10 protein-coding genes are annotated in these 12293 nt (G+C 62.9%); 8 read left to right on the top strand and 2 right to left on the bottom strand.

The genetic code is table 11. The features are described from left to right. Window positions 1–3 precede the first annotated feature (3 nt). Complete coding sequence (locus E4662_RS04160) at window positions 4–2556, bottom strand: putative bifunctional diguanylate cyclase/phosphodiesterase (protein ID WP_136439980.1); 2553 nt, start codon at window positions 2554–2556, stop codon at window positions 4–6. 167 nt (window positions 2557–2723) lie between these two features. Between E4662_RS04160 and E4662_RS04155 the strand changes: the two genes are divergently transcribed. The 7 genes from E4662_RS04155 to E4662_RS04125 all read left to right on the top strand — a co-directional run bounded on the left by E4662_RS04155 (window position 2724) and on the right by E4662_RS04125 (window position 8409). Further along, complete coding sequence (locus E4662_RS04155; RefSeq protein ID WP_136439979.1) at window positions 2724–3632, top strand: 2-dehydro-3-deoxygalactonokinase; 909 nt, start codon at window positions 2724–2726, stop codon at window positions 3630–3632. Further along, window positions 3629–4240, top strand: a complete 612-nt coding sequence (locus E4662_RS04150) for a 2-dehydro-3-deoxy-6-phosphogalactonate aldolase (RefSeq protein ID WP_136439978.1) — start codon at window positions 3629–3631, stop codon at window positions 4238–4240. The genes E4662_RS04155 and E4662_RS04150 overlap by 4 nt, the downstream gene beginning before the upstream one ends. 86 nt (window positions 4241–4326) lie before the next feature. Further along, entirely contained in the window at window positions 4327–4830 is a 504-nt protein-coding gene (locus E4662_RS04145) for a sulfopyruvate decarboxylase subunit alpha (RefSeq protein WP_136439977.1), read from the top strand. Then, the gene (gene comE / locus E4662_RS04140) at window positions 4827–5381 is read left to right on the top strand and encodes a sulfopyruvate decarboxylase subunit beta (protein WP_136439976.1); all 555 of its coding nucleotides are present in this window, start codon (window positions 4827–4829) and stop codon (window positions 5379–5381) included. Before E4662_RS04145 ends, comE begins: the two co-directional genes overlap by 4 nt. 338 nt (window positions 5382–5719) lie before the next feature. After that, window positions 5720–7066, top strand: a complete 1347-nt coding sequence (locus tag E4662_RS04135) for an acyclic terpene utilization AtuA family protein (RefSeq protein WP_136439975.1) — start codon at window positions 5720–5722, stop codon at window positions 7064–7066. 1 nt (window position 7067) lies between these two features. Further along, window positions 7068–7370: a DUF4387 family protein gene (locus E4662_RS04130; protein ID WP_136439974.1), complete on the top strand. Its 303-nt coding sequence runs from the start codon at window positions 7068–7070 to the stop codon at window positions 7368–7370. Further along, complete coding sequence (locus tag E4662_RS04125) at window positions 7363–8409, top strand: AbrB family transcriptional regulator (protein ID WP_240705114.1); 1047 nt, start codon at window positions 7363–7365, stop codon at window positions 8407–8409. The genes E4662_RS04130 and E4662_RS04125 overlap by 8 nt, the downstream gene beginning before the upstream one ends. A gap of 37 nt (window positions 8410–8446) precedes the next feature. On the opposite strand, the gene E4662_RS04120 is transcribed toward E4662_RS04125, so the two are convergent. Continuing rightward, complete coding sequence (locus tag E4662_RS04120) at window positions 8447–10489, bottom strand: NADH:flavin oxidoreductase (protein WP_136439973.1); 2043 nt, start codon at window positions 10487–10489, stop codon at window positions 8447–8449. 155 nt (window positions 10490–10644) lie between these two features. Here E4662_RS04120 and E4662_RS04115 point away from each other — a divergent pair, with 155 nt between their 5' ends. Continuing rightward, window positions 10645–12288: a thiamine pyrophosphate-dependent enzyme gene (locus E4662_RS04115; RefSeq protein WP_136439972.1), complete on the top strand. Its 1644-nt coding sequence runs from the start codon at window positions 10645–10647 to the stop codon at window positions 12286–12288. The last annotated feature ends 5 nt before the right edge of the window (window positions 12289–12293 follow it).

Below are 12293 nucleotides of genomic sequence, written 5' to 3'. Positions count from 1 at the left end.
CCCTTATCCGGGCTGGATTTTGGCCTCCCCGGTTTCGCCCCGCGCGCGGACAAAGGCCACCAGATCGTCCGGGCTCAAGGGCTTGGAAAAGTGGTAGCCCTGCAAAACAGTGCAGCCAATTTTCCGCAAGGCCGCCACGTGATCCTCGGTTTCGACACCTTCTGCGGTGACGCTCAAGCCAAAACACTCCGCGATTTCAACGATGGCCTGAACGAGCCGTCGATACCGGGCTCCTTCCGTCACCGGACGGATCACTCTTCGGTCGATTTTCAAGGCGTGCGGGTGGATCTCCATCAACGCAACGATGGAGGCATGGCCGGAGCCGAAGTCATCAATTTCGATCTCGATTCCCCGTTCGCGCAATTGATCCAGATGGAAGCGGAACAGATCGCCCTCCTCTTCGATCAGGATCGACTCCAGTAGCTCAAACGCCACGCGCGTCCCGCCTTGCAAAATGCGCTCGGCCCCCGCGAGGATCGTCGGATCGCGCATGCGCCCAGAACTCACGTTGAATCCGATTTTCGGTACATTGATGTTCTGCCCTCGCCACTTCGAGAGCAAGCCGCAGGCTTTTTCGAGCATGATGCTGTCAAGCTCTGGCACGATTCGCATCTGCTCCGCCACTTTCAGGAATCGGTCCGGCCCCAGGATTCCGTGCTCCGGATGCTGCCAGCGCAGCAGGGTTTCAACCCCACAAAGCGCCCCGGTTCGCGCGCAGACCTGAGGTTGGAAAAACGGGACAAACTCATCGCGGGTGAGCGCAAGTTGCAGGTCCGTGGCGGTTTGCCGATCCGCAAGGATCTCGGATTGCAAGGACGGCGTGAACAACTCGGTTCTGTTGCGCCCCAGCTCCTTGGCGCGAAACAAAGCGGCATCAGCAAAGTAGAGAACATCCGGGCCCACATCGGCGAGGTTTTCGACATGCGCGATGCCGAAACTGGCTTCGATCTGGCACCGGTGGCCGGCTTGTTCAAACGGTTCCGCCAGAAGGGCCTGGATCTCACCCACGCGCGCTTGCGCGCTGCGCTCGTTTGCGTCGCTGGCAAGCAGAACTGCAAACTCATCCCCGCCAATCCGAGCCGCAAGGTCCTCTTCTCGCAGGGTTTTACGGATGGTACGCGCGATTTGCCGGAGCACTTCGTCGCCCACATCGTGCCCAAGCGTATCGTTTATGTGTTTGAACCGATCGCAGTCGATACGGATCAACGTGCAAGGCAGAGGCGCGGCGGCACGCCGTGCCTCCCGGACACGGTCATCCAGAGTTTTGTCGAAATAACGCCGGTTTGCGAGCCGTGTGAGCGCGTCATGGAAAGCCTGCCATTCGCTTCTTGATCGCATCGCCTCCGCGCGTTTGTTGGCGCGGCGCAGGTCCTGCTCCCTGCGCATGTCTGGTGTGACATCGTGCACCGTTCCAATCCAGACTGCTGCGCCATCTTCCAGAACCTGCGACGTTGCCGAACCGGAAAGCCACAGGACCCCGCGTTCGGGATGTTTGAAACGAAAGCGGTGACTCCAATGCCCGCCTTCGGTGAGCGAGGCCTCCATCGATGCGTTGAGCGCTGCGAAATCCGCGGGGCGCATACAGTCGCGGACACGGTGCCAAAAACGATCGGCTTCGTCGGCTTCGAGCCCCAGAAGGTCGAGCAAGTGCCCGCTGCAGTACCGTAACACCCCGCGGCGCGTCGCGTCGCGGTACAGTTCGAAAATCCCGGCGGGCGCATTGTCTGCGATTGTGGTCAGCTTGCGATGAGCCTGTTCCAGAGCCTGGCTGGCCTCAACGGCGGCCCGCCGGGCCAGAACCCGTTCCGTGACGTCGATCACGTTGGCAAACCAGGTGATCGCGCCATCCTGCTCCGGCGCGGGTGTGGCAGAGCACATCAGCCAGCGCGTGCCGTGCTGAGGGTGCTGGATCCGTATCTGCCGGTGAAAGTCCGACAAATCGCGTTTTGACTGCGCCATGGCCTTGAGGACAGGGATTGCATCTTCCGCAATGACGGTCTGAAGGAGGGATGCGCCGTCCTTGCGGAGCGCGGTTGCCTCGACGCCGAGCAGCAGTGGCAGTTTCTCGCTGAAATAGGGCAGTGAGTAGCGTCGACCTGGCGCTTGCCGGAATTCGAACAAGGCACTCGGAGCATTGTCAACAAGTTGCTTCAGTCGTTGATAGGCGCGTCCGTCGCGGATCATGTACGCGTCCGCGTCTCTTGTGGCCACGGCGCGAGCCTGTTCCTGGCCCAGAAACACAGGCGCGGAATCCTCGCTTTGCAGACGGCGCACAGCGTACCGGACTTGCTCTGACCCGATATGAAGCATGGGTGCCGGGCGGCTTGCTGTCTGGGGATCGTGGCTTGCGGCGATGCGCTGCAGACGAGTGCGGACGTCGGCTGACAGGATCTGAGGCGAGGCGAGCCGGGTCATGGCGGGCACGTCCAGCTGATGCTGCCAAACGAAAGCCGCGTTGACCACGATGATATCGCCGTCTTCGCTGGCGAGCCATGCTGCGGTCTTGGCTTCCGCGAAAAACTGTCTGAACGCCGAAAAGGCGCGGTCATCAATCATGGAACGTCTCGTGCGGCGTCTGCATCTCGGTTTACCCACAAAGTCTGAAGGAGGCCCTAAGATCGCCGGGCCTTTGCGCCGCGATGGAATTGACCCCGATGCTGCGGGGTGGCATGACGGGCAGCGCAAATGTTAGCGAATGACAGTGGGCGGGAGTCGTCAAAGCCATGCCAAACAACGCAGTGAAATGGATCGCAGCGGATTGGGGAACCACGCATCTGCGCGTCTGGCTTATGGACGGGGCGGATCAGGTGATCGGTCATCGGTCTTCTTCGCGGGGCATGGGCGGCCTGAGCCCGGACGCCTTTGAGCCCGCTTTGCTGGAATGCATCGGTGAGGACCTGCCGGATAAGGAAACGCCGGTTGTGGTCTGCGGCATGGCGGGCGCGCGGCAAGGATGGACCGAAGCGCCCTACGCAGCCGTCCCCTGCAAGGTGCCGGGCGTGGAGCGCGCCACCCGTGCCCCGACCCAGGACACGCGCCTCAAGGTCTACATCCTGCCGGGCCTCAGTCAGGCCAAACCGGCTGACGTCATGCGCGGCGAGGAAACCCAGATCGGCGGCTTTCTGGCCGGCGAGCCGAAATTCGACGGCGTGCTGTGCCTACCCGGAACCCATTGCAAATGGGCGCATATTTCCGCCGAAGAGGTGGTGTCTTTCCGGACCTATATGACCGGCGAACTCTTTTCCCTTCTGAGCAAGCAGTCCGTCCTGCGCTTTTCCATCGGGGATGGCTGGGATGAGGCGGCGTTCGAAGAGGCGCTCACGGACACCCTGTCCCGCCCCGCCGGGATCGGCGCGGATCTGTTTTCCTTGCGCGCCGCGCAACTGCTGCACGATCAGTCACCCGATGTCGCCCGTGCGCGCTTGTCCGGCCTCCTGATCGGTCTCGAACTGGCCGCCGCGAAACCCTACTGGATTGGGCAGGAGGTTGTGATCCTCGGCGATGACACCCTTGCCCAAGCCTATGAACTGGGACTGAAAAGCCAATCCGCATGGTGCCGCCGGGTGCCCGCGGAGGGCGCAACCTTGCAGGGGCTCAAAGCCGCCCATGCGCAACTGAAAGCAAGCTCATGAGCCGCGAACTGATCGCCATCCTTCGTGGAGTTACCCCAGCCGAGGCCGCCCCGATGGCCGAAGCCCTGATCGAGGCCGGGATCACCAAGATCGAAGTGCCGCTCAACTCCCCCGATCCTTTTGACAGCATCAAGTCCATGCTGGACGTCTCGGAAGGCCGGGCAGAGATTGGCGCAGGCACCGTTCTGGACCCTGCAGACGTCCAGCGGCTGGCCCAGATGGGCGCGCATCTCGTGGTCTCGCCGGACTGCAACCCGCGTGTGATCGTCGCCACCAAACAGGCGGGCATGTTGTCCTATCCGGGTGTCTTCACCGCCACCGAAGCCTTCACCGCCCTGCGCAACGGTGCCGATGGGCTGAAGTTCTTCCCCGCGTTCAAACTCGGCACCGATGGCATCGCCGCGCTCAAGGCGGTGTTGCCAGCCGAGGCGAAGACCTATGCGGTCGGCGGGGTCGGGCCAGACAATTTCGCAGACTGGCTGAACATTGGAATCACCGGCTTTGGAATCGGTTCGAACCTGTTCAAACCGGGCCGCTCCGTGGCGGATGTGGCGGCGCGGGCGGTGGACATGTCGGCAGCTTATGATGCGGCGCTTTCCGGCTCCTGAAACCCCGGCTTTGCCTTTCCTGAAACATCTTGCGCCTGCCTTGGTCCATCGCCCCATTGGGCGAGACCAACAAGGGAGCGCGCAATTTGAGCATTCACACCCGGATCGTTGACGACCTGATCGCCAACGACATCCGTTTCATGACCACCGTCCCATGCAAACAGCTGGCCGGGGTCATCGAAGAGATCGACAACCGGCCCGAGATCCGCCATGTCCCGGCCAACAAGGAAGACGAAGGCATGGGGCTCTGTGCCGGGGCGCACCTCGGCGGGCAGCGCAGCGCAATCATCATGCAAAACACGGCGCTGGGCGTGACGATCAACACGCTGGCCACGCTGATCCAGTTCTACCGCATGCCTTTGCCCATGCTGATCAGCTATCGTGGCGAGATTGGCGAGCCCGTCGCCTGCCAGGTGGAAATGGCCGTTCACACCAAGGCGCTCTTGGCGCAGCTGCACATCCCCACGTATCACTTCCACCGCCGGTCTGACGTGGAAGAGCTTGATGGCATTCTGAAGTATTGCTTCATGGCCTCCAAACCGGTGGCGATCCTGACCGATGCAACCTTCTGGAAAGGAGAGCTCGCATGATCCGCGCCGATATCCTCCGAGACATTGCCCCGATCCTGCGGGACCAACTGGTGGTCTGCAACATCGGCATCCCGTCGCAGGAACTCTATGCCATCGATGATCAGCCCTCGAACTTCTACATGCTTGGCACCATGGGGCTGGCCTCTTCCATCGGCCTTGGCCTTGCGCTGTCGCAATCGAAACCTGTGATTGCCATCGACGGCGACGGCTCCGTGTTGACCAACCTCGGCACCCTGCCAACCATTGGCAACAACGGCGACGGGCACCTGATCCTGCTGATCATCGACAATGGCAGCTATGGCTCTACCGGCGATCAGCCGACGTACACCGGGCGGCGCACCTCGCTTGCGGGCATGGCACGCGCCGCGGGCTGCGAACGGGTTGTCGAGATCGATGGCTCGGACACCGGTGCCGCGCTCACTGAGGCGCTTGGCACCAAAGGGACCACGGTCATCGTCTGCAAATGCGACAGCGGGAACGAGACAATGCCGGTCATTCCGCTCGATCCCGTCACCATTCGCGATCGGTTCATGCAGGTCGTGAACAGCTGATCTCCTGTTAGACCATGTCCCGCCTCCTTACCGTCGGGGCGGGACTTCAAAATCCTGTCGATTTCCACGGCAAACCGGCGCTTTTTCGGGCGTTTCGCGGAGATTGACAGGTTCATGTCAGTTTTTCCCCCGATGGTCAGCGCCGCGCGGCGCTTCGGGAAAGAGGGTCGCTCGACGGGAGGATCCTTGTTCGAAACGCTGTGGGAAGCGCGGGTAGCCCGCGCTTCGACCGCGCGTTCCCCTCTCGTTTTCCGACTTTCCCAAGAACCGCTGGCGCGGCGCTCCTGATCCGGAACGGGCAGGGTTCTCTCGCCACCCGATCCGCTTTAGGAACCCTTATGACCACACGTATTCTCATCCCCTCCGGCGTTCTCGGTCTTGGCTTCGAAGAAGAAGCGCTCTGGTGCGGGGTCGCCGCAAAGCCTGATCTCATCGCCATCGACGGCGGCTCCACCGACAGCGGCCCGGCCTCGCTGGGCACGGGCACTTCGAAATATGCGCGCGCGGCGATCAAAGCCGAGTGGCGCGTGTTGATGAAGGCGCGGGCAGAGGCAGGCGTGCCTTTGGTCATCGGCACCTGCGGCACGGCGGGGGCCGATGCGCATGTGGATTGGATGTTTGAGATCACGCGGGAGTTGGCGGCAGAGCTTGGCCAGTCGCTCAAGATCGCCCGGCTCTACTCCCAACAGTCGCCCGAAACCCTTGCCGCGCGCTTTGACCAGATCACCCCGCTCGATCCGGCCCCTGAGGTCAGCGTCGAAGACCTTGGCAGCATGAACCGCATTGTCGCCCTCGCCGGGGCAGAGCAAATTCAGGAAGCACTGAACACTGGCGCGGATATCATCCTCGCCGGGCGCACCACGGACACCGCCATCATCGCCGCCCTGCCGCTGGCGCGCGGCGAGCATCCGGGCGCGTGCTGGCACGGGGCCAAGATCGGCGAATGCGGCGCGCTGTGTTCGTCCGACCCCACTTCCGGCGTTATCCAGATCGATTTCGATCAGACTGGTTTCACCGTCACTCCGCTGGCGACGGGCGCAAAGTGCACGCCGCATTCGGTCTGCGCCCATATGCTCTATGAAAACTCGGACCCGTTCATCCTCTATGAGCCGGGCGGCTATCTTGATGTGACCGAGGCGGACTATACCGCGCTCGATGATACGTCCGTCCGCGTGACAGGGGCCGAATGGCACCCCGGCGATTACACCGTCAAACTCGAAGCCGCGCGCACGGCCGGGTTCCAAACCACGCTGCTCGCCGTGCTGCGCAATCGCCGTTACGTGGAAAACGCGCAGGAGTGGGCAGACAAGCTGCTTGCCTTTCTGGACACCAAACTGGCCGCGTCTCTCGATTTGCCGCGCGAAGCTTACACCATCGACATCCGTCTGATTGGCGTCAACGGCGCGCTTGGTGCATTGGAGGCGCGCAAGGGCGATCCCACCGAAGTGGGGGCCTTTGTCATCGTCACCGCCCCGACACAGGCGGACGCCACGGAGATCGCCAAGCTGATCAACCCGTTCCTGCTGCATTATCCGCTCACACGGGACGAGGAACTGCCCACCTTCGCCTTCCCCTACAGCCCGGCGCATTCCGAACGCGGGGCGCTTTACGCGTTTGCGATGAACCACATACTGAAGTTGGAGGCACCCATGGACGCCTTCCGCCTTGAAACGGAGACCCTCTGACATGCCCACACTCGCTCAGGAAACCGTCAAGATCCGGTCCAAGAACGCGGGCCCCTTCTGGGTCACCGTGGATCTGTTCTGCGGCACGTCAGAGGCCTTTGACAGCATTCGCGGCAGGCTCTCGTCCGAGGCTGTCGCAGATCTTTACCGGGTCGATGCCGCCCGGCTTAAACGCTTTGACATTGCCCGGCTGAATGTCATCAAGTTCAGCTTCCCCCGGCCCGTGCCTCAAGGTGCGCCGCTCGACCGCGATCAACATGGCGCGCAATATGCGACGCTCCTGGAAGAAATGAGCCTTGCCTAAACCAAACGGCATCGTGCTGACACTGGGCATCGCCGCCCTCGGCGCGGTGCTCTTTGTCGTGACGGGTCTGCCGCTTCCGCTGCTGCTCGGCCCGATGATGGCCTGTCTCTGTGCGGGACTGGCTGGCCTGCCGCTCAAAGGGGTGGGGGCCTTTGGCACCTTCATGCGCACTTTTCTCGGCGTTGCCGTGGGCAGCGCGATCAACCCCGAAGTGGTCGCGCAGATACCATCCTACCTGAACACGCTGGTCTTTGTGCCTGTCTTTGTCGCGATCATCGGGCTGACGGGCTATCCCCTGCTGCGCCGCGTTTTTGGCATGGACCACGCCACTGCCTTTTATTCGGCCATGCCGGGCGGTCTGCAGGACATGCTGGTCTTTGGCGAAGAGGCGGGCGGCGACGTGCGGGCCATGTCTTTAATCCATGCAACACGTGTTCTGGTCATCGTCACCATCGCACCAATCCTGATGCAATGGTTCTGGCAGGTCGATCTGACCGCGCCTCCGGGTCTGTCGGCGCTGGACACGGATCCTGTGGAAATCGGACTGATGGTAGCCGCTGGTTTCATTGGCTGGAAGGTCGCGGCGCGGGTTGGCCTGTTCGGTGCGTCCCTGCTCGGGCCGATGATCCTGACGGCGATCCTGTCCCTTTCGGGCGTGATTACCCACAGGCCCCCGGCGGAAATCATCTGGGCGACTCAATTCTTCATCGGCATTGGTGTCGGGGTGAAATACGTCGGCATCACGGCGCGCGAGATCAAGCTGTTCGTCGGGGCAGGGCTGGCCTTTGCCTTGCTGCTCTCGGTTATCAGTCTCGGGTTTATCGAAGCGATCCACCTCGTCGCGCAGGCCGATCACCTCGAAAGCTTCCTGTCCTTCCTGCCCGGGGGGCAGGGCGAAATGGTGGTGATTGCCATCGTCGTCGGGGCGGACCTGTCGTTTGTGGTCACACACCACCTTTTCCGGCTGATCATCGTCATCACACTGGCTCCGATCATCGCCAAATGGATGGCGCGCAAGGACAGGGGAACCGGGGCATAGCCCCGGCCTGCGGACCGTCCCGAAGCGACAATGTGTTCTACCAGAGACGCCCGATCCGGCTGGCGTCAAAGATCGCTGCGTGCACGTTGCGCCCGGCCACCGCGTCACCAATGCGGTAAAGATCAAAGGCGGCGCCCGGCTGTTTCTGCGGGAAAGGCGCAGCTTCGCCGTTCAGCAAGGCGCATTGATCCACTTCCCCGCCGTTGCGCGACAGGGGTTTGAGGTCGAAATACAGCCCGTCCAGCGGTGTGATCCCCTGATTGACCACAACCCGATCATAGAGTGCCTCGGTCACATCCGGTACATAATCCGAGCCGATCTGAGCACGCAGGCGGTTGCCGTCCCGCGCCAGTCCCACCAGCCGCCGCGCCACGGTCATGGTCACACCGGCAGGTTGCAGGCTGCGCATGTAAGGCACGAGGTTCATGCCCATGACCTCCGGCGCCATGCCCCGGTCCCGCGTCATCAGCTCCACCTCGCAACCGGCCGCCGCCGCAAGCTCCGCCGCTTGCAGCCCGACGTGGTCGCCCACGTCATCGTAAATCAAGACCTTGCCCGCAGGCTTCACATCCCCGGACAGGACATCCCACCCGCTGATCGCAAGCGCATTGCCGTCCTCCAGAATGGTTGTCTCGGCCATCCCGCCTGTCGCCACGATCACCACATCGGGCGCAAGCGCGGTGACATCCCCGGCCTCCGCGTAGGTGTTGAACTGAAACGCCACATCCCGCGCCGCACATTGCGCCATGCGCCAGTCGATGATCCCGATCATTTCCCGCCTGCGCGCGGATTGCGCGGCCAATCTAAGCTGCCCGCCAGGCTCTGCTGCGGCCTCAAGCACTGTCACCTGATGCCCGCGTTCGGCTGCAACGCGCGCCGCTTCCAACCCGCCGGGTCCCGCCCCGATGATCACAACGCGTTTCGGCTCTGCCGCCTTGCCGAGGTCGTGGGGAAGGCTGAGCTCCCGCCCGGTAGACGGATTGTGAATGCACAAAGCCTCGCCTCCGGCATAAATCCTGTCCAGACAATAGGTTGCCCCAACGCAGGGCCGAATGTCATCCTCACGCCCTTCTGCGATTTTCCGGACGATGTGCGGCTCTGCCATATGCGCGCGGGTCATGCCGACCATGTCGAGCAGCCCCTCCGCCACCGCATGACGCGCCGTGGCCACGTCCGGTATGCGCGCGGCGTGGAAGGTCGGTAGACCCACCTCCGCCCGTATCTTTCCCGCGAAATCCAGATGCGGCGCGCTGGCCATACCCTGAACCGGGATCACGTCGGTGAGGGTCGCATCCGTGTCCACACGCCCCCGGATCACATTCAGGAAATCTACCATGCCGCTGTCCTTCAGCGCATGGCCAATGGCAATGCCTTCTTCTTCGCTGATACCTCCGGCTTGTAGATCATCCGCGGTGTAGCGCAGGCCGACAATGAACTCCGGCCCAACGCGCGCGCGGATCGCCGACAACACATCAAGCGAGAATTTCATCCGGCTTTGCAGGGTCTTCGCGCCGTATTCCCCGTCCAACTCGTTGAGATGACCGGACCAGAACGCATCCATCAAATGCCCGTAGGCTTCCAGCTCGATCCCGTCGAGACCGGCGTCCTTCATCCGCTCCGCCGCATCGGCGTAATCACTGATCACCCGCGCGATGTCCCAGTCTTCCATGACCTTGGGAAAGGCCCTGTGTGCCGGTTCGCGTTTGCCGCCCGGAGCCAGCGTGGGCAGCCAATCGCCCCAATCCCAACGCGAGCGCCAGCCCAGATGCGTCAGCTGGATCATCACCGCACAGCCCTCGTCCTGACACGCCCGGGCCAGTTTCGCCATCCAAGGCACAACTTCGTCCTTGTAGGCCAGGATGTTGTTGAAGGCAGGCGGGCTGTCGCGTGAGACCAGCGCGGACCCGGCGGTCATCGTCAACGCAACCCCGCCCTTCGCCCGCTCCACATGGTAGGCGCAATACCGCTCTTTCGGCATGCCGTCCTCGGGGTAGGCCGGTTCATGGCTGGTGGTCATGATCCTGTTCTTCAGGGTCAGATGTTTGAGCGTATAGGGTTGAAGCAGGGGATCGCGGCGCATGACTGGCTTTCTTCTTGACTACTCGAAAGACTGCGCCCGGCAAAGATGCGGCACAAGGCCCAAGGCGTCAAACTCTGTCCTGTCCGCGACGCGCTGGACGGGCCTGCAGTTTGGGCATACCCATTGCAGGAGACCGCCTGCTGACGAGGACCACCATGACCCAGACCACCCGCCGCGCCGCCGATCACCTCGTTGACCTTCTGGTGGCGCAGGGCACCCGCCATGTCTTTGGCGTGCCGGGCGAGAGCTACCTTGCGGTGCTCGATGCGCTGCACGAGCGCGACGGGATCGACTTTGTCACCTGCCGTCAGGAAGGCGGGGCCGCCATGGCCGCCGATGCTCATGGCCGTATGACGGGCCGCCCCGGCATCTGCATGGTCACGCGCGGGCCGGGGGCCACCAACGCGAGCGCGGGTGTGCATGTGGCCTATCAGGACAGCATCCCGATGATCCTCTTTATCGGGCAGGTGGCCCGCGACATGGTCGAGCGTGAAGCTTTTCAGGAGATCGATTACCGCCGCATGTTTGGCCAGATGGCCAAATGGGTGACGCAGATCGACGATGCCTCGCGCATGCAGGAATACATCTCGCGCGCGTATCGCGTGGCGCTGTCCGGGCGTCCCGGTCCGGTGGTCATCGCCTTGCCCGAAGACATGCTCTACGACGAGATCACGCTCCCACCCGCGCCGCGCTACATCGAACCGCCGCGCTATCAGCCCGCGCCGGGCACGCTGGAGGCCTTGAAAGAGGCCATCGCCAGCGCCGAGCGGCCCTTGATCATGGCCGGAGGCGGCAACTGGACCGAAGCGGGCATCGCGGCTTTGCAAAGCTTTGCCGAAACCCAAGGCATCCCGGTCACCGTCAGCCTGCGCTCGCAGGGTCTCTTCAACAACGATCATCCGAATTACGCCGGGCATTTCGCCGTGGGCAAGGTGCCTTATCTGGCCGAAGCTCTTAACGAAACGGACCTGCTTATCGCCATTGGCCCGCGTCTTGGGGAGATGACAACCGATGGCTACACGAATCCCAAACCGCCTGTGCCCGCCCAACGGCTTGCCCACGTCTTCCCGGAGCCGGAGGAACCCGGCCGGGTCTATGAGCCGGAGATTGCGCTGATCTCCGACACGGAGAGCTTCTGCAAAGCGGTCGCCGCATGGGAGCCGATTGCGCCCGAGCGGTTTGCGCCGCGCTGCGAGAGCCTGCGCGCGGCCTACAAGCAATTCAACGCCGTGACTTCCGTGAACAATGACACGCTCGCCCCGCTCTACAAACACCTCTCGGACACTGTGCCGTCAGATGCCATCATGACCAACGGCGCGGGCAATTACGCCGCGTGGCTGCACCGGTTTCACCGCTATCGCACCCCGCGCAGCCAGCTTGCGCCGACATCTGGCTCCATGGGCTACGGCCTGCCCGCCGCCATCGGTGCGGCGGTGGCCACGCCGGAGCGGGAGGTTTATGCGCTCGCCGGGGATGGCTGTTTCATGATGACCTGTCAGGAGCTGGCGACGGCTGTGCACCACGGGCTGCGCCTGACGGTGATCGTGGTGAACAATGCCCGATACGGGACGATCCGGGTGCATCAGGAACGCGAGTTCCCGGGGCGGGTTTCGGGGACAGAGATGATCAACCCGGACTTTGTCGCCTTTGCCAAATCCTTCGGGGCAGGGGCGGCCCGCGCCACGGATCTGGACGGTTTTGCGACGGCGCTGGAGGAGGCCCGCGCGCGGGGCGGGGTGAACCTCATCGAAATCGTACAGGACCGCGACTTGCTCGCGCCGGGCAAACGTCTGGGCTGATCTTC

This window comes from Pacificoceanicola onchidii, from assembly GCF_004804335.1.
GTDB classification, from domain to species: domain Bacteria; phylum Pseudomonadota; class Alphaproteobacteria; order Rhodobacterales; family Rhodobacteraceae; genus Pacificoceanicola; species Pacificoceanicola onchidii.
The sequence above is the reverse complement of the archived record's forward strand: the minus strand, read 5'-3'. Positions and strand labels throughout refer to the sequence as shown.

Bases quoted from the DNA above. Each gene is read 5' to 3' on its own strand.
- E4662_RS04135 (WP_136439975.1), top strand. From the start codon at position 5,720: ATGACCACACGTATTCTCATCCCCTCCGGCGTTCTCGGTCTTGGCTTC.
- comE (WP_136439976.1), top strand. From the start codon at position 4,827: ATGATCCGCGCCGATATCCTCCGAGACATTGCCCCGATCCTGCGGGAC.
- E4662_RS04160 (WP_136439980.1), bottom strand. From the start codon at position 2,556: ATGATTGATGACCGCGCCTTTTCGGCGTTCAGACAGTTTTTCGCGGAA.
- E4662_RS04115 (WP_136439972.1), top strand. From the start codon at position 10,645: ATGACCCAGACCACCCGCCGCGCCGCCGATCACCTCGTTGACCTTCTG.
- E4662_RS04120 (WP_136439973.1), bottom strand. From the start codon at position 10,489: ATGCGCCGCGATCCCCTGCTTCAACCCTATACGCTCAAACATCTGACC.
- E4662_RS04155 (WP_136439979.1), top strand. From the start codon at position 2,724: ATGCCAAACAACGCAGTGAAATGGATCGCAGCGGATTGGGGAACCACG.
- E4662_RS04130 (WP_136439974.1), top strand. From the start codon at position 7,068: ATGCCCACACTCGCTCAGGAAACCGTCAAGATCCGGTCCAAGAACGCG.
- E4662_RS04150 (WP_136439978.1), top strand. From the start codon at position 3,629: ATGAGCCGCGAACTGATCGCCATCCTTCGTGGAGTTACCCCAGCCGAG.